This window comes from Nostoc sp. (assembly GCF_036919575.1).
GTDB lineage: Bacteria > Cyanobacteriota > Cyanobacteriia > Cyanobacteriales > Nostocaceae > Nostoc.
Genome location: NZ_JBALBY010000121.1, coordinates 1 through 24,282, shown reverse-complemented (window position 1 = coordinate 24,282; position 24,282 = coordinate 1). Strand labels below are relative to the sequence as shown.

General features: G+C 40.9%; 17 protein-coding genes and 1 pseudogene. 14 read left to right on the top strand and 4 right to left on the bottom strand.

Going from position 1 to position 24,282, the window contains the following annotated elements; all coding sequences use genetic code 11:
- The first annotated feature begins 558 nt into the window (after positions 1-558).
- On the top strand, positions 559-4,068 hold the full coding sequence (locus V7K27_RS32320) for a helicase-related protein (protein ID WP_334952736.1): 3,510 nt from the start codon (positions 559-561) through the stop codon (positions 4,066-4,068).
- 272 nt (positions 4,069-4,340) lie between these two features.
- Here V7K27_RS32320 and V7K27_RS32315 read toward each other — a convergent pair whose 3' ends face one another.
- Positions 4,341-5,294 (bottom strand): DUF4351 domain-containing protein, encoded by a 954-nt coding sequence (locus V7K27_RS32315; protein WP_334952735.1) that lies wholly within the window; start codon positions 5,292-5,294, stop codon positions 4,341-4,343.
- Between the two features lie 412 nt (positions 5,295-5,706).
- Here V7K27_RS32315 and V7K27_RS32310 point away from each other — a divergent pair, with 412 nt between their 5' ends.
- Positions 5,707-6,267, top strand: a complete 561-nt coding sequence (locus V7K27_RS32310) for a Uma2 family endonuclease (RefSeq protein ID WP_334952734.1) — start codon at positions 5,707-5,709, stop codon at positions 6,265-6,267.
- Positions 6,268-6,457: 190 nt separating this feature from the next.
- Here the strand turns inward: V7K27_RS32310 and V7K27_RS32305 are convergent, their stop codons facing one another.
- Positions 6,458-6,700 carry a hypothetical protein gene (locus V7K27_RS32305; protein ID WP_334952733.1) on the bottom strand — a complete coding sequence of 81 codons (243 nt, stop codon included), beginning with the start codon at positions 6,698-6,700 and terminating at the stop codon, positions 6,458-6,460.
- Between the two features lie 436 nt (positions 6,701-7,136).
- Between V7K27_RS32305 and V7K27_RS32300 the strand changes: the two genes are divergently transcribed.
- The 7 genes from V7K27_RS32300 to V7K27_RS32270 all read left to right on the top strand — a co-directional run bounded on the left by V7K27_RS32300 (position 7,137) and on the right by V7K27_RS32270 (position 16,295).
- The gene (locus tag V7K27_RS32300; protein WP_334952732.1) at positions 7,137-10,790 is read left to right on the top strand and encodes an Eco57I restriction-modification methylase domain-containing protein; all 3,654 of its coding nucleotides are present in this window, start codon (positions 7,137-7,139) and stop codon (positions 10,788-10,790) included.
- A gap of 203 nt (positions 10,791-10,993) precedes the next feature.
- Positions 10,994-11,530: a GAF domain-containing protein gene (locus V7K27_RS32295; protein ID WP_334952730.1), complete on the top strand. Its 537-nt coding sequence runs from the start codon at positions 10,994-10,996 to the stop codon at positions 11,528-11,530.
- 611 nt (positions 11,531-12,141) lie between these two features.
- Positions 12,142-12,531, top strand: coding sequence for a VOC family protein (locus V7K27_RS32290; RefSeq protein ID WP_334952729.1), 390 nt, complete (start codon positions 12,142-12,144; stop codon positions 12,529-12,531).
- Positions 12,532-12,755: 224 nt separating this feature from the next.
- Positions 12,756-13,088, top strand: a complete 333-nt coding sequence (locus V7K27_RS32285) for a DUF433 domain-containing protein (protein WP_334952727.1) — start codon at positions 12,756-12,758, stop codon at positions 13,086-13,088.
- 6 nt (positions 13,089-13,094) lie between these two features.
- On the top strand, positions 13,095-13,601 hold the full coding sequence (locus V7K27_RS32280; protein WP_334952726.1) for a DUF5615 family PIN-like protein: 507 nt from the start codon (positions 13,095-13,097) through the stop codon (positions 13,599-13,601).
- A 102-nt stretch (positions 13,602-13,703) separates the two neighbouring features.
- Positions 13,704-14,936 (top strand): class I SAM-dependent methyltransferase, encoded by a 1,233-nt coding sequence (locus V7K27_RS32275; protein WP_334952725.1) that lies wholly within the window; start codon positions 13,704-13,706, stop codon positions 14,934-14,936.
- A 480-nt stretch (positions 14,937-15,416) separates the two neighbouring features.
- Positions 15,417-16,295: an NAD(P)-dependent oxidoreductase gene (locus V7K27_RS32270; RefSeq protein WP_334952724.1), complete on the top strand. Its 879-nt coding sequence runs from the start codon at positions 15,417-15,419 to the stop codon at positions 16,293-16,295.
- Positions 16,296-16,578: 283 nt separating this feature from the next.
- On the opposite strand, the gene V7K27_RS32265 is transcribed toward V7K27_RS32270, so the two are convergent.
- Positions 16,579-18,666, bottom strand: a complete 2,088-nt coding sequence (locus V7K27_RS32265; RefSeq protein ID WP_334952723.1) for a chromosome segregation ATPase — start codon at positions 18,664-18,666, stop codon at positions 16,579-16,581.
- A gap of 367 nt (positions 18,667-19,033) precedes the next feature.
- Entirely contained in the window at positions 19,034-19,939 is a 906-nt protein-coding gene (hslO, locus tag V7K27_RS32260; RefSeq protein WP_334952750.1) for an Hsp33 family molecular chaperone HslO, read from the bottom strand.
- 213 nt (positions 19,940-20,152) lie between these two features.
- On the opposite strand from hslO, the gene V7K27_RS32255 reads away from it, so the two are divergent.
- The 5 genes and pseudogenes from V7K27_RS32255 to V7K27_RS32235 all read left to right on the top strand — a co-directional run.
- Positions 20,153-20,539 carry a hypothetical protein gene (locus V7K27_RS32255; RefSeq protein ID WP_334952748.1) on the top strand — a complete coding sequence of 129 codons (387 nt, stop codon included), beginning with the start codon at positions 20,153-20,155 and terminating at the stop codon, positions 20,537-20,539.
- Positions 20,540-21,904: 1,365 nt separating this feature from the next.
- The gene (locus V7K27_RS32250) at positions 21,905-22,099 is read left to right on the top strand and encodes a hypothetical protein (RefSeq protein WP_334952722.1); all 195 of its coding nucleotides are present in this window, start codon (positions 21,905-21,907) and stop codon (positions 22,097-22,099) included.
- 407 nt (positions 22,100-22,506) lie between these two features.
- Complete coding sequence (locus tag V7K27_RS32245; RefSeq protein WP_334952721.1) at positions 22,507-22,704, top strand: hypothetical protein; 198 nt, start codon at positions 22,507-22,509, stop codon at positions 22,702-22,704.
- A 407-nt stretch (positions 22,705-23,111) separates the two neighbouring features.
- Positions 23,112-23,309 carry a hypothetical protein gene (locus tag V7K27_RS32240; protein ID WP_334952721.1) on the top strand — a complete coding sequence of 66 codons (198 nt, stop codon included), beginning with the start codon at positions 23,112-23,114 and terminating at the stop codon, positions 23,307-23,309.
- 443 nt (positions 23,310-23,752) lie between these two features.
- Positions 23,753-24,102 (top strand): annotated as a pseudogene (locus V7K27_RS32235) (cysteine peptidase family C39 domain-containing protein); the annotation flags it as partial.
- Positions 24,103-24,282: the final 180 nt, after the last annotated feature.

The following is a 24,282-nucleotide window of genomic DNA, read 5'->3' as shown; positions in this document are numbered from 1 at the left end:
TTTATTTGGAACTCCCTAATATCTATCCAAGTACTTTTTTAGAGCAGTTGTATGACAGTGCAACTGCTCTATTTTTTTGGCATTGGGTAAATACTGGTGTCAAAACCTCACCCCCAACCCCTCTCCTTATTAAGGCTACCGTGTACACACAAGTCTCTCTTATACACGATTTACGGTTTATCGAATAGCCCCAAGAAACCTCACCCTGGTTCTGCTACGCAAAACCTGTCCCTCTCCTTGGTAAGGAGAGGGATGTCCGTCAGGACTGGGTGAGGTTTTTGTTTTGGATAATTCGATGACTTGTGCGTACACCGTAGACGGGAGATGAAGCACAGCTTTATCGGGCTGAGGTTAAGCTCTATCTCATTCTTATTAGGAAACGCTATAACATAGGTACGAAATATTTATCAAAAAGATGGGTCTAAAACCCCGTCATAAAGGACGGCTTTAAGTTTTGTGGCAATGAGTCTTTATCCCCGTTACAAAACTGTACTTCCGACTTCCGACTTCCGACTTCCGACTTCTTTAAAAATGCTCTCTTTTTAAGAGTTTTAAATAATGCCCCGGATTTTTGACAACATTAACTTACAACTGCTACCGATTTTGCGAGAAACTCTTAAAGTTTCTTATCGGGCAGATTTTTGCGTTGGTTACTTTAACCTTAGAGGTTGGCGAAAAATTGATGATTTGATTGAACAGTATGTTGGTAGTGAAAAGGCTTGTTGCCGTTTGCTAATCGGGATGCAAAGCTTACCCAGTGATGAAGTTCATGCGGCATTTACTCTTAGTAGTGGTGATAGAGGGATTGATAATAGTACCATTGTGCGGTTGAAAAAACGCATGGCGGCGGAATTTCGCCAGCAGTTGACTATCGGTGCGCCGACTAATGAGGATGAAGCGGGGTTGCGGCGGTTAAGTCATCAGCTAAAAAGTCAGAAACTAATTATTAAACTGTTTCTGCGTCACGCTCTCCATGCTAAGTTATATCTTGTGCATCGCCATGATGCCAACACTCCAACTGTGGCATTCTTGGGTAGTAGTAATTTAACTCTTCCAGGATTGGCGAAACAAGGGGAGTTAAATGTTGATATTTTAGACCATGATGCTTGCAATAAACTGCAAAAGTGGTTTAGCGATCGCTGGGAAGATTACGGTTGTGTAGATATATCTCAAGAATTAGCTGAGATTATTGATCGGAGTTGGGCCAGAGATGAGTCAATCTCACCTTACTACATCTACCTGAAGATAGCTTACCACTTATCCCATGAAGCGATCGCAGGACTTTCAGAATTTCGCATCCCCCGCGAATTTAACAATTTATTTGAGTTCCAAAAAGCCGCCGTACAACTAGCAGCGCGTCATGTAACTAGGCGTGGTGGCGTGTTAGTGGGCGATGTCGTTGGTTTGGGTAAAACTTTAGTTGGAACCGCCCTTGCGAAGATATTACAAGAAGATTGTTATTTAGAAACATTGATTCTTTGCCCGAAAAACTTAGTACCAATGTGGCAAGAATATGTAACTAACTATCGGCTACTGGCCGAAGTTATGTCAATTAGTCAAGTACAATATAAGCTGCCAAAACTCCGCCGTTACCGAGTTGTGTTAATTGATGAAAGTCACAACTTACGTAACCGCGAAGGTAAACGTTATCGAGCCATTACCGAATATATTGCAGCTAACGAAAGCAAATGTATTTTATTATCTGCAACTCCTTACAATAAAAGTTATCTTGACCTTTCAGCCCAACTCCGGCTATTTGTTCCAGAAGACGAAGATTTGGGGTTAAGACCAGAAGCTTTAATTAATCAACTTGGTGGCAGTTCTATCGGAGAATTAGAGTTTATTAGAAAACATCAATGTTCTGTGCGTTCTTTAGCTGCCTTTGAGAAAAGTGAACATACTGATGACTGGCGAGAATTGATGAAGCGCTACATGGTGCGACGAACGCGCTCGTTTATTAAAGATAATTATGCCCACACAGATGAAACAGGGCGGAAATATTTAGAATTTGCTGATGGCAGACATTCTTATTTTCCCCAGCGCATACCTCGGAGTCTCAAGTTTCCTTTACAAGGTTCTAACACTGACTCTTATTCTCATCTTTACTCAGAGTTAGTAGTAGGAGTAATTAATCAACTTAATTTACCTCGTTATGGGCTAGGAAATTATGTTATTGCTAAACCCAAACAGCCGCCTACAGACACCGAACAACGTTTGATTAATAGTTTGTTTCGTGGCGGTAGGAGGTTAATGGGTTTTTCGCGCACGAATTTGTTTAAACGTTTAGAAAGTAGTGGTGTTATTTTTATCCAATCAATTGAACGCCACATTTTACGGAACTTCATTTATTTATATGCTTTAGACCAGGGGCTTGATATTCCCATTGGAACTCAGGATGCTGAGTTATTAGATACAAGTAATAATGATGAAGATGCTGATTCTGTGGCAGCAGCTTTGTTTGATACAGAAACGGAAGAAGATGATTCTGAGAATTCAGGTGATGTGGAAAAGCTAACGCAAAACCTAACCCCCCAGCCCCCTTCCCTACTAGGGAAGGGGGAGAATTCAAAGCCTCTCTCCTTGCAGGAGAGAGGTTTGGAGAGAGGTTTTCCAGATGAGGATGAGAAGGCATCTAAAACCGAAAAAGTTTTTCGTCAAAGAGCAGAGTCAATTTACCAAGAATATACAACCCGATATCAACGGAGATTTAAGTGGTTGCCTTCTAGACTTTTTGACATTAAAAAACTGAAACGGGATTTGCTAGAAGATGCCAAAGCACTGATAAATGTGCTGCAAGATTCTGGCGGGTGGAATCCTCAAACAGATGAAAAACTTGCTGGTTTAATTAAACTGCTAACAAAAACTCATCCCCAGGATAAAGTACTAATTTTCACACAGTTTGCTGATACAGTCCGCTACCTTACAGACAATTTGCAGTCAAATAATATTACTAATGTAGCAGGGGTGACAGGACAATCTAAAGACCCGACAGTGATGACGGGAAGATTTAGCCCTGTGAGTAATGGAAAACGGGAGCAAATTTCATCATCAGATGAGTTGCGGGTTTTAATAGCTACCGATGTTTTGAGTGAAGGTCATAATTTGCAAGACTGTGCAATTATCGTCAATTGGGATTTACCTTGGGCGATTATTCGCTTAATTCAACGCGCCGGAAGAGTAGACCGCATAGGACAAAATGCTGACCAAATTCTTTGTTATTCTTTTTTACCAGCCGAGGGAGTAGAACGGATTATTAATTTGCGGGGACGACTCCGCAAACGACTGCAAGAAAATGCGGAAGTTGTGGGAACTGATGAAGCTTTTTTTGAAGATGATGATGCACGGGTAATTCTCGACCTTTATAATGAGAAATCTGGAGTTTTAGATGGTGAAGAAGATACGGAAGTTGATTTGACATCTGAAGCATTTCAAATCTGGAAAAAAGCCACTGATGGTAATCCGGGTTTGAAAAAAACGATTGAAGAAATGGAAAATGTAGTTTATTCTACTCGCGCCCATACTCCGCAACCTATGCAACCGGAGGGAGTATTGCTTTATATGAAAACCACTGAAGGGAATGATTCTTTGATTTATGTTGACCGCGATGGAAACAGCGTTACTCAATCACAATTAGCGGTGCTGCGGGTGGCGGCCTGTGAAGAATCTACCCCAGCGATATCCAGAGATAAACAGCATCACGAGTTAGTGCAAAAAGGTGCTGAATTGATTGCTGAAGAAGAAAAAAATGCTGGTGGTCAATTGGGGCGACCATCGGGGGCAAGGTTTCGCAGTTATGAACGACTTAAGGGTTATGTTGAAGATATGAAAGGAACACTATTTGTTAGTGATGAACTTTTAAAAGCAATTGATGAAATTTACCGTTATCCTTTGCGACAGTCAGCCATTGATACTCTGAATCGTCAACTGAGAAGCGGCATTAATAATCAGCAGTTGGCTGAGTTAGTGGTGTCGTTACGGATAGATGACCGTTTGTGTATTGTGACTGAAGAAATGGATAAACGAGAACCTGAGATTATTTGTTCTTTGGGATTATTTCAAGGTTCGTAAGAGGATATTTTAAAAGTATTGGGCGAATAGAATTCGCTACTACTTTATCTCATTTATCTCGTTCCCATGCAGAGCATGGGAATGGCTTATTGGAGGCTCCGCCTCCAGTCAGACATTGAGCCAGAGACTCAATGAATGCATTCCCAGTCAGAGACTGGGAACGAGTCAAGGTTCGTAATTTTTCGTTAAGGCAATAGAAGCGATAAATCACCATCTCTACAATAATTAGCCCTTTGTAAAGACGCGATAAATCGCGTCTTTTGAGAAATATTCTACGCTGTTTGATTTGCTTCCAACCAGTTAAGTAAATCCTCAATGGCTGTAAAATCCAATAAAGCCTCGCCAAGTGCTTCTAATTGCTCTAGAGAAAGAGTTTGAATGCGCTCCCGAAACTCTTGTGGTAACTCTCCTACCCGTTTTTGTAGTAGGCGTAAGACGAGTGTTTGTCCTTGTTCTTGTTTTCCGCGCTCGTAACCAATGCGCTCGCCTGTGGTAATGTAGCTCATAGTCTGCTCCTGCTCAAATTGCTTAAACTCTTGCCAAAATTCTGCTTCCAAGGCTTTTGGTAAAATCATAACCCAATCAATAAATCGATAAAGATTACGAATATCTTTTTCTTGCAATCCTAATTCATACAATCGGCGAATCAAGCTAAATTTCCAAGCTTTACGTTCTCCTAGCTTTTTAGTTGTTTGCTGTGTCTTCAAATGCGCCATTACTACAGTTGCAAATGGGTTGTCGCTGGCTTCTAATTCTGTCCAACTATTTTGATAATCCAGCAGCTTGACAGTTCCAAATTCAAAGTTAAGTCTGGTATCAGGATAATTATAACTATATTGATTGGGTCGCCATTTGGGGTCTGTATCGCACAAAATTGCTAAACTTATGGCAGGTTTCCCAAATCTGTCAAAAATTCGCAGGTTGTAAGAAAACATTCTTTCTGGAAAGATGTCTTCTGATGTTCCTTGGATTTCTACATGGATTAATAGCCAAATTTCTTGTCCTTGGATTTGCCAGACTTTAACTAATTTATCCGCATATCTCCTACCAAGTTCTGCTTTGCGGGTTATTTGTTGAAATTCCTTATCGAGAAATTCGTGTGGACGTTTCCAATTAATTAGTTCTGCTGTTTGGGGAAATAAAAATTGCATTGCTTGGGGAAAGTAAGCTTCTAAAATTTCTTTCCACGGGCTATCATTATCTACTCTTTCCAGTTCTTCGGTCATCAGTCTCAGATATAGTAGGTTGGGTGGAGCGGAGCGCAACCCAACATATATTAGGATGTTGGGTATTAGGATGTTGGGTTACGCAAAGCCTCCACCCAACCTACAATTTTTTTACTATCATTATCTACTCTTTCCTGTTCCTCGGTCATCAGTTTATTGCTATACCATTTAGCAATTTTAAATCATTTGTGAACAACAAGTCTCAGATATAGTAGGTTGGGTGGAGCGGAGCGCAACCCAACATATATTAGGATGTTGGGTTACGCAAAGCCTCAACCTAACCTACAAATATTCTTAACCCAGGTCGGTGGGTAAAGCTTCGTGTAGACGCGGTTTCTAACCGCCCTTTTAACGTTAAGTAACGTTAAGTTGACTTTCAATATATAATCGAATTATTTTAGGAGTAATTTTTATGGTTATATTATCATCTAATCTTTCTTTGACAGAGTTTCTGCAATTACCAGAAACTAAACCAGCTAGTGAATATATTGATGAAAAAATATACCAAAAACCAATGCCGCAGGGAAAACATAGCAGAATCCAAACTCGTTTATCAACGGAGATTAATCAGGTAAGTGAATCTGAGCAAAAAGCTTTAGCATTAACTGAATTACGCTGCACATTTGGAGGACGTTCTTTAGTTCCAGATATTGCTGTATTTGAGTGGTCACGGCTTGTTGTTGATGAATCTGGAGAAATTGCTAACAAGTTTGAAATTTATCCAGATTGGATTATTGAAATTCTCTCACCTGACCAATCTCCTAACCGTGTGATTGATAAAATTATTTTCTGTATTAATCATGGTACAAAATTAGGTTGGTTTATTGACTCTAATGATAAATCGGTGATGGTATTTCAACCTCATAAGTTGCCTGAAGTCAAATATAATTATGATAAATTGACTGTTCTTAATGTATTCGCAGATTGGCAAATTACGCCAGCAGATATATTTAGTTGGTTAATGGTGAAATAGAAATAGATTCGGGAGTGTCTCAAAAATCTTGAAAAACCTCACCCTGGTTCTGCTACGCAAAACCTGTCCCTCTCCTTAGTAAGGAGAGGGAAAGATATAGTAGGTTGGGTGGAGCGGAGCGCAACCCAACATATATCAGGATGTTGGGTTACGCAAAGCCTCCACCCAACCTACAATTTTTTTACTGATTTTACTTGCGTAAAATACTCAAATGAGAAAGCAAAAGCTTCTTTTGAGTAAGTAAAAGCTTGTTTTGCTTGCTGAATACACTGAAATGAGTAAGCAAAAGCTTCTTTTGCTTGCGGAAAACACCAAAATGAGTAAGCAAAAGCTTCTTTTGAGCAAGCAAAAGCTTGTTTTGCTGCCGGAAAACACTAAAATGAGCAAGCAAAAGCTTCTTTTGAATAAGCAAAAGCTTGTTTTGTGAAAGCATTTAAGTATTTTGAGAAAGGAATTAGGTGTTTTTATAAAGCAATCAAGCTGTTTTGATAAAGTAATCAGCAAATATACGTGACGATTAAAAAATTGTGGCTGCACAAAGTAAGTCAGCGCTCAAATAAATCAATAACTTTCGGTAATATTGCTCAACCGTAATCGAAGATAAAGGATTTATAAAGGTATAAAAGCATGGCTAAAAATTTAACTCGTATAAATAGGGTTTCTTAAAGTCCGCGCTGGCGGATTTTATTTTTAGAGCCACTGATTTCTTTTCTGAGTGGCTAGTGTTCTGTCAAATTCATTTTGACGGGTTGGTAGTGTGAGCGTCTCGCTCACGACGCGAGCAAGATGCTCGCACTACCCATCAATTTAAGCTTGACAGACTACTAGTTTACCATGCTTGGTTTTTTCCAAGCTATTTAGGGTAAATTATGTCACTCAATTTTCAACGAACACGCGATTTACTTTATAATTTCCAATTTAGTGATTTATTTATAGAAGAATTAGGTTGGTCTAAACCTTCTAGACAAAAAGCTGTCACCTTAAAGATTGAGAATCAGTCATATCAATATCAGAAAATTGCTGAACTTTCAGGGGTTGCAATTTTTGAAGTCACCGCAAAAGATGGGAAAATACCAGACGCTAAAGCTAGAGTTGCTATTCATCAAGAAGTTACTAAACTCATCGCTGAAAATCTCCTAATTTTTATTAGCCAAGAACGCACCCGTAGTCTTTGGTTTTGGGTGAAACGAGAAGGAAGTAAAAGCTTTGTTCGTGACCATTTATATGTGAAGGGTCAACCAGGTGACTTATTTTTAAGCAAGCTTGGTTCTTTAGTTATTGATATTACTGAATTAGAACATGGGGAACCGACTGTTGTCGAAATTGCTTATAAATTACAACGCGGTTTTGATGTTGAGCCAGTAACGAAGAAGTTTTATAAGGAATTTCAAGAGCAACACCAGAAGTTTTTGCTGTTTGTTCAAGGTATTGATAATGAAACAGATAGACGTTGGTATACTTCGGTAATTCTCAATCGCCTGATGTTTGTTTATTTTCTCCAACGTAAGGGTTTTATTGATAATAATGATTTAAATTATCTGCAAAATAAGCTGGAGTTAAGTAAGCGAAAGGGTGATAATTATTTTTATAGTGAATTTCTCAAGGCTTTGTTTTTTGAAAGCTTTGCTAAACCGGAGATTGACCGCGATTTATCTGTTCAGGAATTAGTAGGTAAGGTTAAATACCTGAATGGTGGTCTATTTCTCAAACATCATATTGAAGATGACTACGATATTTCTATAGTTGATGAGGCGTTTGAACAAGTTCTAGATTTATTTGAGCGTTATTCTTGGAATCTGGATGATACGCCGGAAGGGAAAGATGATGAGATAAATCCTGATGTGTTGGGTTATATTTTTGAAAAGTATATCAATCAAAAGGCTTTTGGGGCGTATTATACTAGACCGCAAATTACAGAATATCTTTGTGATAGAACTATTCACAAGTTAATTGTAGACCGCGTAAATGATGCGCTATCTGATAAGTCTAAACCTTGTGAGGGACAAGAACCCCACCCCCAACCCCCTCCCCGCAAGCGAGGAGGGGGCTATGATGTACCTGATGTGATTAGTAAAGGCTATGAGACATTTGAGGATATCAATGAACTTCTGATTAAGTTGGATGTAAATGTTTGTCGTCTCCTAATGGAAGATATTCTTCCTAATTTATCAATTCTTGACCCAGCTTGCGGTTCTGGTGCTTTTCTGGTGGCGGCGATGAAGACGCTTATTCAAGTTTATAGTGCGGTAATTGGGACTATTGAATTGATGGGTAATTGCTCTCTGAAAAAGACGCTTGAAGATATCCAAAGTTCCCATCCTTCAGTTCTTTATTTTATCAAGAAGCGGATTGTTTCTGATAACCTCTATGGTATAGATATCATGGCGGAAGCAACGGAAATTGCTAAGTTACGTCTTTTCTTAGCTTTGGTTTCTTCGGCTCACGATGTGGAAGAGTTAGAGCCTTTGCCTAATATTGATTTTAATATTATGGCGGGTAATTCGTTAATTGGTTTAATTAAAGTTGATGATACTGCTTTTGATGCTGTGGGAAATTCTCTACAAGGAAATCTATTACAGTCTTTAGCCGCAGATAATTATCAGAAAATTCTGGAAGAAAAGAATAAGTCTGTTGATTTGTACAAAAAACACGCTTTTTTATCTAAGGAATTACCCGATACAGATACTCCTCAAGAGACTCGATTGATACACATCCGCACAAATATTGAGGAACTCAACAACAAATCGCAAGAAAAGTTAAATGTTTTGCTGTTGGATGAGTTTAGTAAGCGTTTGGGTATCAAGTATGAGGAGGTTCAGTTAACTGGAAAATCACTGAAGCGGGTTTTGAAGGTTGAGGATATTGCTGCTTTGAAGCCGTTTCACTGGGGTTATCATTTTGACAAGGTTTTAGAACGCGGCGGTTTTGATGCAATTATCACTAATCCACCTTGGGAAATATTTAAGCCTCAAGCGAAGGAGTTCTTTGCACAGCATAATGATTTGGTGACGAAGAATAAGATGGATATTAAGGATTTTGAGAAGGAGCAGGATAAACTTTTACAAAATCCCATAATTGCAAGTACTTGGTTAGAATATCAAAGTCAATATCCTTATGTCAGCGCTTATTATCGTTCATCTGAACAGTATAAAAATCAGATTTCTGTAGTAAATGGTAAAAAAGCTGGTACGGATATTAATCTCTATAAGCTGTTTACTGAACAATGTTTTAATCTTTTGCGTTTAGGCGGTGAGTGTGGAATTGTAATTCCTAGCGGGATTTACACTGATTTGGGGACTAAGCAATTGCGCGAGATGTTGTTTAGTCAAACTAAAGTTACTGGTTTATTCTGCTTTGAGAATCGGAAGACAATTTTTGAAGAGGTTGATAGCCGTTTTAAGTTTGTTGTGCTGACTTTTGTTAAAGGTAGTACAACAACAGATTTTCCATCTGCGTTTATGCGTCATGATGTGCAGGAACTTCAAAGGTTTCCTAGTGATGATAGTTTGCAGATTAATATTAATATGGTTCGTAAACTTTCCCCTGATTCGCTGTCTGTGATGGAGTTTAAGAATGATGTAGATATCCGCATAGCTGAGAAAATGGGTAAGTTTCCCTTGCTGAGTGAAAAGATTGAAGGTAAGTGGAATTTAATCTTTCATAATGAATTTCACATGACTAATCATAGCCATCTCTATTTTAAAGAGCAAAAACCAGAGATGCTGCCATTATATGAAGGTAAAATGTTTCACCAATTCACTCATAAATGGAGTGAGCCTAAGTATTGGCTCAATGAAGATGAAGCAGCTAGACAGTTATTATCACCACGTCAAAAATATATAGATAAGATTATTAAAAATCTTTATATTAAATTGCCTGATAGTTTGCAAATTGATCTTGATTATAAATCTTATAGACTAGCTTTTCGTGATGTAGCTGCTAGCACTAATGAGCGTTCTATGATTATGACTATATTGCCAAAAAATGTTTTTTGTCCACATACAGTTTCTCTTGAGCAAGTCTATGATGTTCGTATCGAAGATGGGAAAATTAACCCTAATTACCAACTAATCAGCAATGCTGAAAAACTTTATATTTGTACGTTAATGAATTCGTTTATTATAGATGCTTACTTAAGACGAAGCATTACTAATCATCTTTCATTTTTTTTCGTCTATGCAACGCCCATACCACGTTTAACAAAAAGCGATCGCTACTTCAACGATATTGTACAACGCGCTGCCAAACTCATCTGCACGACACCAGAATTTGACGAACTCGCGCAAGAAGTCGGTCTAGTTTCCCATCAACAAGGCGTTACCGATGATACAGAACGCGCTAAGTTACGCGCTGAACTCGATGGGATGGTAGCACACCTTTACGGGTTAACTGAAGATGAATTTAGCTACATCCTCACTACATTTGCGATCGTGAGTGCAACTGTTAAAGAAGCAGCTTTGTCAGCTTATCGTAACTTTGCGCCAATGTTTGGAGTCTCAGAAATATTAGCATCTGTTGAATAGCGGAAGAAACCTCACCCTGGTTATGCTGTGCATAACCTGTCCCTCTCCTTGGTAAGGAGAGGGACGGGGAGGGGAGGGATGTTTGGTAGGACGGGGTTAGGGTAAAATGAATTGTTGGTATAAATGGAAGAATGTATTTATATAAGGTCTGATAAATTAGTATATAAATTCAGCAGCATTTACTTAGTTGTAATTTTAGAACTGTGCAAATTCATTCTCACTCAGATTTTAACCAGAACTGCGATCGCCTTGAACAGGGTTTGCAACAATTGCTCGATCGCCTTGTCAGAACAATGCAGCGCGATGAGTTAGTCCGGGAAACAACTAATCAACTCCGAGAATCGCTTCAGGTTAATCGCGTGGTGTTGTATTATTTTTATGGACGGTGGCAAGGACAGGTAACTTTTGAATCTTTGAGTTCTAAAGAATTCTCAATACTTGGTTCCACTGGGCCAGATGATTGTTTTAATGATGAGTATGCTGCTTTATACTTAGCAGGACGGGCAAGAGCGATCGCTGATATTCAATTAGAGCCAATCGAGCCTTGTCACCGAGATTTTCTCAGCAATATGCAGGTTCGCGCTAACTTAGTTGTACCAATTTTGATTCCTAGAGGATTATGGGGATTGTTAGCAGCACATCACTGCCAAAGTCCTCATGATTGGTCGCCATCAGATATAGAAATGATGCAAACAGGGGCGCAAACTCTCGCAACAGCCCCTTACATATTAGAAAGCTAACCTGCTGTGTATTGAACTCGCATACAGCATACAGTTTACAGCAATTTTCAGCTAAATACACCACGCGGTAGGGGCACATTAGGGCCACAGAAAAAGCTCATTTGTGTCAACTTAACGTGAAAGCCTCGCAATGAGGTTATATCAAGCCTACTTAATTACCAATTAAGTCCTCGGAACCCCACCCCGCTTTTGTCTAGCGACAAAATCTCCCCTCCCCGTTCACGGGGAGGGGATTAAGGGGAGCCAGTGCGGTCTTGGGGTCTCCCCAAGTTGACCATCTGGCGTGTGGGGTAAAACGCCTGTGGGATAAGCATTTTAACTTAAGTTGACACGTATCCCGGATTTCTCACAAGCTTTGCGATCGCTATTACCAAACCTTTATCAGGCTTAGATTTTGAGCGTTTTAGACACTGCACGAATCACAGCAGTATGTGAACGGGGTATTTTATCTCAAGTCTAAGTGGCATAAGCGTTTTAGGCTAATCGTTTAAACCTTTGTGAGAAATCCGGGGTATGAGCATTGCTGTGCCCCTACAATATATGTAGTTTAATTAAATGAAAGCTGTTGTAAGTAACTATTGTGCTTGTCTAATAAATAAAGAGAAAGAATTATGAAATTTGGTTACACGGTCATCTGGGTAGAGGATGTAGTTAAGACGGTTGAGTTTTATGAAAAAGCTTTTGGTTTGGTTCGTCGCAGTCTCGAAGATCGGGGGCATTTTATCTGGGCGGAAATCGAAACCGGAAATACTACACTAGCTTTCTCCTCTAGTAGCGAAGCACAAAAGTTATTTCCTAGCGGCTTCCATGCTAACGACGCTACACAACCACCAGCATTAATCCAGATATCGTTTATCACTCCTGATGTTGGCAGCGCTTATATGAAAGCAATAGGAGCAGGCGCAAAAGCATTAGATGCCCCTAAAACTCAGCCTTGGGGACAAACAATTGCTCGTGTCCGCGATCTTAATGGTGTACTGGTGTCGTTGGTGAGTGGCTAGATAGCAAATTGCTTTTTAGCAAATGTCTTGAGCTAGAGGACTGCTTCTAGATTTGGCTTAGGGACTGATAAATAAAAAAATACTCAACTACTTCTTGTGGGGTGGGCATCTTGCCCGCCCATAGCCAAAGGCGGGCAAGATGCCCACCCTACAAGATTGAATAATTGATTTGTTGGAAATCCCTTATCCTGAAGATAGGAAAACAGCACAGCCCAAATATTAAAATGCTACTTATTCCTACTGTTGCGCCGATTCCACTTGTAACTGATGCAAATGGCGTTGTTCGCATCAACAAAACTCGCGTCACTTTAGATACAGTCGTTACAGCTTTCCTTGAAGGGGCTACAGCAGAAGAGATTAAGGAACAGTACCCATCGCTTCATCTTTCTGATGTCTATTTCGTAATCGGTTATTACTTGCAACACCAAGCCGAAGTTAATGCCTACCTTCTAGAGCGTCAAAGACTTGCCACAGAGGTGCAACAGGAAGCTGAAAAGAATTTTAACCCAATGGGAGTGCGCGATCGGCTATTAGCAAGACGCAACCCGCAAGCGTAAATTACTATGCTGCGTTTCTTGGCTGACGAAAACTTGAACAATCAGATTGTCCGTGGTGTTCTGCGTCGTAACAGTAATATTGATATTGTCCGTGTTCAGGATGTTGGATTGACTGAAATAGACGATGCAACTGTATTGGAATGGGCAGCGCAAAACGAGCGTGTGGTGCTAACTCAACGTGAGTTCGATGAACCTCTCCCGGACAGCCTCCCTCTCCGAAACGGAAAGGGAGGAGCAACGAAAAATTCAGCTTTTTGCTCCCCTCTCCGCATCGGAGAGGGGCTGCTCTTGAGAGGTCAAATAAAACTTGTCGAACTCACGTTAACTCACGATCTAGCAACGATGACAAATTTTGCCTATGAACGATTGCAAGCTGGCTTGGCAATGCCTGGGTTATTCGAGATTAGTCGTCGTGTTTCGGTTGGTTTAGCGATCGAGGAAATTTTGTTGTTAGATGAATGTAGCCTAGAAGGGGAATGGGAAGGACAAGTCCGGTTCTTGCCTTTGCGTTAAAAAGCTGAAACGACGTATTTACGCTAATACACAGGATGATTCGTTTGTACAGTGCATCATTCATAATTCATTTATTTTCTCTACTCCCCAATCCCAAATTTTATGGATTCAAATCCAGCATTGTGTACAGCGATCGCAAATCACATTACCACCACTCCTCAACAACGAATTACTTTTGCCCAATTCATGGAGATGGTATTATACCACCCTGAACACGGCTACTATTCCAGCGATGCAGTTAAAATTGGCTTTCAAGGTGGTGATTTTTTCACCTCTCCAAACCTCTGTGCTGACTTTGGCGAGTTACTAGCAGAACAATTTTTGCAAATGTGGGAGATTTTAGGAAAACCTGTACCCTTTTCTCTGGTAGAAATGGGAGCAGGTCAAGGATTGCTGGCATTGCATATCCTTAAATATCATCAGCGACGCTACCCAGATTTTTTTACGGCGCTGGAGTACATCATTGTTGAAAAGTCCCCAACTTTAAGACAAGAACAGCAGCAACGTTTGCAAGATTTACCTGTGCGTTGGTGCAATATTGAAGAAATACCACCGAATGCGATCGCAGGCTGCTTTTTCTCTAATGAGTTAGTAGACGCATTTCCCGTGCATCAATTCATTCTAGAAACGGGAGAACTCCGAGAAATTTATGTGACAATCCAACCCCCTTCCCTAGAAGCTAAGGGGGAATCTTTCTCCCCTCCCCTCATAGGGGAGGGGTTGGGGGAGAGGTCAAATTTTGCATTTGTAGAAGTCACAGGGGAACTTTCAACGCCCCAACTAGGTGAATATTTGGATTTAGTGCAAATAAACTTTGCCGAAAGTGCATATCCAGATGGTTATCGCAGTGAAATTAATTTAGCGGCTTTAGACTGGTTGAGTATAGTAGCAGACCGCTTGCAGCGCGGCTATGTGTTAACAATTGATTATGGCTACCCCGCAAGTCGTTACTATAATCCCAGGCGATCGCAAGGAACGCTACAGTGTTATTATCATCACCGTTTCCATGACAACCCCTATATCAATATTGGAAGCCAAGATATCACAGCCCATGTTGACTTTACAGCCTTGGAACGCTGGGGTCAGAAGTGCAATTTAAAGAATGTTGGTTTTATCCAGCAGGGATTATTTTTGATGGCGTTGGGCTTAGGCGAACGTATTGCAGCCCTTTCTGAGCAACAGCAATCCCTCTCACAGTTACTAAAGCGGCGGGATGCACTACACCAACTTATAGATCCCACAGGACTAGGTGGTTTTGGAGTCCTAATTCAGAGCAAAGGTTTGGACAAGACAGAAATTTCTCAATCACTAAAAGGATTGACTCTGCCAGAATAAACGTAAATTTCAAAAGTTAAAATATCATAATAGTGATTACTGTAAAGTTAAACACACTACAAAAGTAATAATTATGACTACTCATGACCTGCTAATGCTAATAACCTTACTTACTCCAGGTATTTTACTTTCAGTGATAATTATGGCGACTTTTGCTGCTGGTGGTTGATTGCCAAGAGTTAGAAAGTAGGGAAACTTAAATGACAGAGCGAGTGACTTGATTGGTGAGGTCAATCCAGGGCTATTTCGTTCTAGACAGAAACCGCCCAGAACTGAAGTTCAGCGCTCATAGCTAAAGTCAGTTGAAACCGACTATAGCCTTTTCTTAGTCGTCTTTAGACGAATGAGTGCTATTAGACTCAGAATTCATTCTGAGGCGGACTAGATGAGAATGAAATAGCCTTGGGGGTCAATCTAAAATCCAAAATCCAAAATCCAAAATCCAAAATTGTTTGACGCTGTATTAAAGGAACGTAAAAAATGAAGGTGGCATTTCTGGGAACTGGACTGATGGGACTACCAATGGCTCAAAGGTTATTAGCCGCAGATATACAGCTAGTTGCCTACAATCGCACCCCAGAAAAATTAGCACCACTACAAGCAGCTGGGGCTGAAATTGTCACACATCCGCGCCACGCCATTCGTGCTGCTGAGTGCGTCATCCTCATGCTTACTAATGCCTCGGCCATTTATAACGTGTTGCTTTCAGATACGGCTTGGCAAACTCTGGAAGGACGCACGATCATCCAAATGGGAACAATTACTCCCACAGAAAGCCAGGAAATTAGAGATGCAGTTGTTGGTGGTGGTGGTGAGTATTTAGAAGCACCTGTATTAGGGAGTATCCCGGAAGCAAAAGCTGGCAAGTTGAGCGTTATGGTAGGCGGCGAACCCGAACAATATGAACGCCACTTCAAGTTACTCCAAAATTTTGGGACAGAACCTTTACTTATAGGGCCAGTGGGATCTGCGGCGGCGCTCAAATTGGCACTAAATCAACTAATAGCTTCCCTAACAACTAGTTTTGCTCTCAGTCTAGCTTTTGTCCAGCGTCAGGGTGTCGATGTGGATGTATTTATGCAAATATTGCGCGACAGTTCATTCTACGCACCTACCTTTGACACAAAGCTACAACGGATGTTGGATGGCAATTATGCTGATCCCAATTTCCCCACAAAACACTTGCTTAAAGATACAGAATTGTTTATCTCTGAAGCGAAATCTCAGAATTTGGATCTCAGCAGTATTAAAGGAGTGCGGCAAATCTTGCAAACAGCCGTGAAAATGTCATTTGCTGATGATGATTACTCATCACTATTTTCTGTAATTAAAGAATGGGGAGAAGCGATCGGGGAATAAATAGACCACGCGGTAGGGGCATAGCAATGCTCATTGTTGTTAACTTAAGCCAAAAACTCCTTTAAAACCTCGTTTCTAGCCTCTGGCTGGAAATGCAGTTCCTGGTGGCTCTGCCGCAAGTTACGGAGGCGGAGCCTCAATGAGGGGCATTCCCAGTCAGAGACTGGGAACGAGACAATCTTAAAAGCTGGTTATAGACTGGCTTTTAGGTTAAGTGGACACGCATAAGTATTGCTGTGCCCCTACAATATGTGTGGTTCAAATAAATGAAAACTGCTGTATATTATTGCCCATTAGTAGTAGTTGATCGAGGAAATGGTAGAGATTCCGGCTGAGGCTGAGGCTGAGGCTGAGGCTGAGGCTGCGGTTGAGGATTGAGAAATTGCTGCCAAGCCTTAATTTGCTCTTGCGCCGGACTGTAAGCAGCACTATTGCGTGGAATAGATTTGGCAATGTCAATCCCTCTGGCAATATCAGACTGACCTTGAGAGCGTGCTATTTCTAACAATTGCTGACTCCACTGGTCAATAGCCTGATTTGCATCCATACGTAAGATGCTATTGTTTGAAACCCGATCTGCCAGCCGTATTGCCTCAACTAAGGCTTCTGGCGTACCAGCCGCCCCCACTTCCTGGGCTTTTTTCCAGTTTTCTCTAGTGCGGATTTGCCCTTCCCAATCATTTATGGCAGCTTGTGCGTCTTGTGAAAGCGCCCTTCCCGACGAGGCAATTTGTTGAGCTGCGCTAATGGCGGCGGTGAGATTTCCACTCTGAGCCAGTTCTTGGGCTTGATCCAAGTAGGGCTGGTCTTGAATTCGCTGAATCTTTCCGATCCAAGTCCGAACTTTTTTCTGTGCTTCTGCATATAATGCACGACCTCTACGGATTTCGCTGGCCTGAGCGATCGCAGCTTGCAAAGAGTTAATATCCTCAAACATAGCGATCTGTTCGGCGCGGTCTAAGTAAGGTTGGTCTTCAATTGTCTCCACTTGGGCACGCCAGCGATCGCTCTCTTGCCTAGCTTCTGCGGCCCTGGGGTTACTAGCAGGGATGATCTCCACTTGGGCGATCGCTGCTGTTAAATTAGGGACTGTTCCCTGACTAGCCAATATTCTCGCTTTTTCTAGATTGGCAACATCTTCAATTTCCAACTGCCAACGAGCAATCAGTTGCTGTGCTTCGTTATACACTGGTCTTGTGGAATCAATTTGTTGTGCTTGGGCGATCGCAGCCTCTAAACCAGAAACATTACCGATCCAAGCACTCTTTTTCGCGTCAGCTATGGCGATAAAGTCATCTGTTTCGGCTTGTAGTTTTGCACTTTCCGGTATTTGTCTGGCAATATTCAGCGCCTCATCTGCATCCCGCTTATCTAGTTTTGACTGTGCCAATTCCAACATTTGGCGTCCAAATACGGGAATCGCTGCCTGAGCTTTTTCGTAAATGTAACTTTCCTGCCCTATGGACTCAGCTAGATTGATCGCTTCTAATAAATTATCGACTACTTTACTACTTGCTAAGTTTTCAGCTTTTCCTAACTTATCCCCATCTTCCCGCGCTGAGGCAATTAGACGATTCAATTGGTCGTATTTAGTACTCGCCCAGTATTGATTGTCTACGCGCAGCATTTTAGCGGATAACATGAATGCCGATTGCCAGTGTCGTTCCTTTACTTCGGCGATCGCACCGTTGTATGTCGCTTCTGCCTTTGACCAAATCGACTGCCATTTGCCAATTTGCTCATCGACTAATTTATAAGCCGCCACGTCTTGGGGTATTTTCTGGGCAGTAGCGATCGCTTCCTCTAAATTCCCTGTTTGGAAACTTTGATCGGCTAACTTCAAAATATCCCGTGACCATTCTTCGATGAAACGATCAATTTCTCCATGCAACGGGTGATTTTGTGGTAGTTCCTTCACCAGAGCGATCGCTTGCAATAGGTCGCTCACTGTCTCTTTAGAAGCCGCTAACTGAGCGCAGTGTAGCCGCACAGAGGCACTAGCTAGAGGCCAGAAAATCGAGGGACAATTAGGGGCAGTTGGCAACTTCAGCAGCATTGCCATTGCCAATAATCCGACACTGCCGGGAATTAACATTAACAGTACTGACCACAATACCCAGCTTTTCATCCAGCCTGGCCATTTCCCAGAGCTTTTACTGAGTTGGGTAGTTTCTTCTGAATGACTATTTATAGGTAATCCTTCCGTATCGTTTTTTTTTCGCCGCTTCACTGACTTGGAGGTAGAACCAGTAGCTGGGACATCAAATGGTTGAGTTTCACCGAATTGTTCTGTTCGGGATAATCTTTTGTTTTGATCTGGCTTTTTTCCACTGGCTGAAGACCAACTGTCTGGAATATCCCGCTCTGTCATCTCTCACACCAAAATAATTGAATAGCGCTCTGTTTTAGCTTGATAATTCCATTGTTGCCATAGTAACTTTCTCGTAATTAAAAAGCTACTTTTTTGATTATCGAACAGAATTCAGGAGTCAGGAGTCAGAATTCAGTTGGGTATTCTGTGCGATGGTTACGTAGCTCTGTCGAAGTACTGGCGGATGAATAATCGGCGTTTTTGCACCCCCACAAAACTAGAATTTTTGGTGGTGCAACAATTCAGTCGTGGGTCCCAATCCCCGACTGAAAGATTGGTGAATTCTGGATTCTGGATTCTGCATTCTTCTTCAACTCTCTCTACAGAATACCATTAACAATCTCAAAAATCAGTGCTAGTTTATACTTTATCCTGAAACAGTAGATTCAGCTTGCAAATCGGCAATTAGTTGAGCTAACTGATCGCTACTTGCCTGGTAGACGTTGCCGCAAAACTCGCAAGTTGCTTCAGCCCCATCATCTTTAATAATCATATCTTGCAGTTCGGCTTCTCCCAAAATCTTCAGTGCCCCCAAAACGCGATCGAAAGAACAACCACAGTGGAAGCGCAGCATTTGCCGTTCGGGAAAGATTGCCAGCCCCATGTCTCCCAACAGGTCGCCAAAGATTTCAGTCAAATTTTTCCCAGCTTGCAACAATGGCGTAAATCCTGCTAGACCAGCAACTCGTGATTCCAAGGTTTCTACTAAGGCTTCGTCTCTGGCAGCTTTGGGTAATATTTGCACCAGTAATCCTCCCGCCGCAGTTACTCCACCTGCTCCCACAAACACACCTAAAACTAAAGCTGAAGGTGTTTGTTCGGAATTCACCAGATAATGAGCCACATCATCGCCAATTTCGCCAGAAACTAGTTCAACCGTACTAGAGTAGGGATAACCATAACCGATATCGCGCACAACGTAGAGGTAGCCGCCACCAACTGCACCACCAACGTCTAGCTTACCTTTGGCATTAGGAGGCAATTCCACAGATGGATTCCCGACATACCCGCGTACCGTGCCATCTAAGCCAGCGTCTACCAATATGCCGCCCAAGGGTCCATCGCCCTTCACCCGAACGTTGACCCTCGACCCAGTTCGCTTCATACTAGAAGCCATTAACAAGCCTGCTGCCATAGTCCGACCCAGTGCTGCCGTTGCCACATAGGAAAGCTTGTGACGCTCCCGTGCTTCTTCTGTTAAACGTGTGGTGATCACACCTACGGCACGAATTCCACCTTCGGCTGCTGTTGCACGAATTAACTGATCCGCCATGAATAACCTTACATTTCTTAACAAGTTCACTTTTTCTATTCTAAGTTCTCTGCTGCCAGAAAAGTGACGTAGTGGGGTGTTACGCAAATAAACGGCTGTCATTGGTCATTAGTGATTATTTATTTGCAAAGTCCAAAGGACTAATGACTAATGACAAAAACTATTTGCAATATTAGAAATAGCGATCGCTCACCTTTAGGTAATCCTATAAAAATGCTAGGTAATTTTCAACAAAGCCAACTGCGGATCGAAATCGAAGCATCAACAGATGCAATTCGTGACAGTCTGCTGCATCCGGTGCAACTAGAAAAATGGCTCTTAGGGCAACGCTTTGCGCCAGGAATGCCAGAAGAACTGCTTCCAGGATTCCAGTTTACTACCTGGACTGGGCCAGTCTCGATTCATCATCAAGTAGATGTTGTAAAATCCAACTGTCTCCGCTTAGTACTCAGCGGAGGTATTGACGGCTTCCACGAATGGTACTGGGGAGAAGGTTGGGTACAATCTCGCTTGGAAGGAGTTTCAATTTTGCCCTTGAATTTGGGTCAAACGCTGAGTTTATTGAGCTTGCGTCAATTTTTGGCAACTCAAGAGCGTTGAATCGACTGAATGTAGGGACAAGGGGGATTTTCCTTGTCTCTATGTGTCTTCTCAATCAGCCGACAAATCCTTTAACAGCCTTGCTTTTCTCAAAATAAATCTCAAGCTAGTAATGAAGAATTTGTAGTAAGCACTTAAGTGCTTACTAAATAAGGACTAAAGTCTTGACTACAAACTTGCTTACTCATCAATTTCAAATTCACAGACTTCTACGTTCCTCAAACGCCACTTCGTTCAACTCTCTTCACCAGAGCGCGAGTGCCTCCCCAGCCTACCCCTAAATTCATCAAGCCAATGAAAATCAAGGTTTTTTATTTTTATTTCGTGAGAGTATTATAATCGGGCTAAAAAGTGAGATCCCGGACACGGAGAGAGGCTTTGATTCTTGCTCCCCAACACTAGTAGGGAAGCCAGTGCCTTGGGCGGCTCCGCCGACTTGAAGCACCTGGCGTAAGGGGTTGGGGGTTAGGTTTGAGAGTGAAGTTGTACACGGCGTTTAAGTAAATCGGCGTTAAAAAATCAACCTACGTGACGAAATGTAAAATCAGCAAACAGCTTATAAATCAGTGATTTCAGAGTTTTTACAAAACTAAATATACATGGGTTTTATCGTGCTGACCTACTTAGTATTAAAATATAATGTTGATATACAGCTAACTCTAAATAAGAATTAGCGCATTATGCATTATTAATTATAATAATACCAAATCTTTATAATTTTTATTTAAAATTTTATCCTTTCTTTATTTATTTGCAAAATATTTATGTAAGCAATATAAAGCTTTTTTCAAATTAATAAATCTTTCAGCAAAGTTAAACATTTATATATTAAAAGAAATTATATTTACTCAAATTTATACTGTATAAAATAATTGCAGAAATAACATTTTTAGATGAAAATACTTACTCAAAAATGCGGAATCGCAGTTTTGAGTTTTATAAATTTATTTAAGTACGAACCGTATAAAAAATTCGTTTTGTTTACTTGACTATATCTTTAAGTCTGTGGATTTTCGTTAATTTACCAGTATTAATACGCAATTAGCTGCAATTATACATTTTTTGACAAAATTAAGCTTTTAGACCGTTTTATTTATATCAATATATATTGACGACTACGATTTTTTGATAAATAAAAAATTAACTTTTAAATAATGTTGTATAAAAAATAACTATGTAATATTTTTGATCCAGATGTGTAATACACATTTCTTAAACACTTGGCTGCTTGACCTTTTGAGCAAGAGGCGTATAATACATTTAACGTCACAAAAAAGTTACTAAATATACACTTTATGTTTATATCTATTACTTTAGAGTGATGTGATTTAAATTCCATCCAACAATTGAGCGAGAACTAAAATCATGGAAAGCACATTGTTTTCTGTATTAAGTGCCAACGAAGAAGCCAGCCTCTCTGGTGGGTTTGCGGATATTAATGTTCCCATTGCCATAAATGTAGCTGTTCTAAATGATGGAGACGTAGCTCAGAATGCTACGGCAATTGCAAATTCCGGAAATAGAAACAGCTTCCGCGTACGCAACCGCGCACGCGCCTAAATTCATCGCCTTAGGCAAACTTATGAAGTTTAGTAGAAGCGAAACAATAAACGTCAAGACCGGATTAACTGCGCCTTCAGAGAAATAAAGCCTCGCGTTTTAAGTAACTTACCCTGTTGCCACAGGTTAAGTTGCTTAATAGACGTACCTGAATTGCTAATCCACTTAATTCTACCAGCAATTAGGTATTTCTTGCTCGCAATTATCCGAAGATACATTTATTAGGACGCATCGACTTTTCTTCAACAAACTTCACAAATTTTCGTTGACTGTTGTTTGATAGCCACAGTCAATCCTTTAGCAGCACAAAAAAGTTACTGAATATACTCTTTTACGTTTATATCTATGACTTTGGAGTGACATGACTTTAATCCCAACATCCCAACAATCAAGTGAGAACTAAGATTATGCAAAGCACATTGTTTACTGCATTAACCACTAACGAAGAAGCCAACCTCTCTGGTGGCGGTTTTTTTGATTTTAATCAAGCCGTTGCCGTAAATGTAGCTGAGGGAAATGATGGAGACGTAGCTCAGAATGCCACGGCAATTGCAAATTCCGGAAATAGAAACAGCTTCCGCGTACGCAACCGCGCACGCGCCTAAATTCATCGCCTTAGGCAAACTTATGAAGTTTAGTAGAAGCGAAACAATAAACGTCAAGACCGGATTAACTGCGCCTTCAGAGAAATAAAGCCTCGCGTTTTAAGTAACTTACCCTGTTGCCACAGGTTAAGTTGCTTAATAGACGTACCTGAATTGCTAATCCACTTAATTCTACCAGCAATTAGGTATTTCTTGCTCGCAATTATCCGAAGATACATTTATTAGGACGCATCGACTTTTCTTCAACAAACTTCACAAATTTTCGTTGACTGTTGTTTGATAGCCACAGTCAATCCTTTAGCAGCACAAAAAAGTTACTGAATATACTCTTTTACGTTTATATCTATGACTTTGGAGTGACATGACTTTAATCCCAACATCCCAACAATCAAGTGAGAACTAAGATTATGCAAAGCACATTGTTTACTGCATTAACCACTAACGAAGAAGCCAACCTCTCTGGTGGCGGTTTTTTTGATTTTAATCAAGCCGTTGCCGTAAATGTAGCTGAGGGAAATGATGGAGACGTAGCTCAGAATGCCACGGCAATTGCAAATTCCGGAAATAGAAACAGCTTCCGCGTACGCAACCGCGCACGCGCCTAAATTCATCGCCTTAGGCAAACTTATGAAGTTTAGTAGAAGCGAAACAATAAACGTCAAGACCGGATTAACTGCGCCTTCAGAGAAATAAAGCCTCGCCTATTAAGTAACTTACCCTGTTGCCACAGGTTAAGTTACTTAATACACGTACCTGAATTGCTAATCGACTTAATTCTACCAGCAATTAGGTATTTCTTGAGCGCAATTATCCTAGCATACATTTATGACGATGCATCGACTTTTCTTCAACAAACTTCACAAATTCCGATTGACTGTTGTTTCATAGCCACAGTCAATCTGTTTCTGTAGCGCTTTTTTCGGAAAATACTGCTTATCTTTGAGTAGTCGAATAGGGAATAAGCACTACTGTATGCAGGGGTAAAACCCTGCTATTTTTTTGGGTTTTCTCACAATGTTATTGGTTCCTGGAGTGTGAAATGAAATAGCAAGTTGTTACACAACATAGCGAAGAAGATTGTGGAGCTGCTTGTCTTGCTTCTATTGCCAAACACTGGTGGCGTAACTTTACACTAAATCGCATCCGGGGAGCGGTAGGTACTAGGCAATTAGGAACAACATTGTTAGCGGGACGCTTGGTTTTAATGCACGCTCTGTCAGAGCATCTAATGAAATATTAGACCAGATGACCCAAGCGCCACTGCCAGCAATTATTCACTGGAGAGGTACTCACTGGGTTGTTTTGTATGGTCAAAAAGGTAAGAAATATATACTTGCTGACCCAGGCATTGACATCCGTTATGTCTCTAGAAAAGAGTTAATGCAGGTTTGGTCAGATAAACCTGCGTAGCGCATTCTAATAGAATAGGACTTACGCATTGACAATAAATACCAAATATGAATAAGGTTAAAAACCATATCTTTCGTAGGGGCACAGCATTGCTCATTGGTGTCAACTTAAGCAAAAAGTCAGCATAAGATGTAATCTAAGAACATTGCAATTGATGTTCTTAGTGAT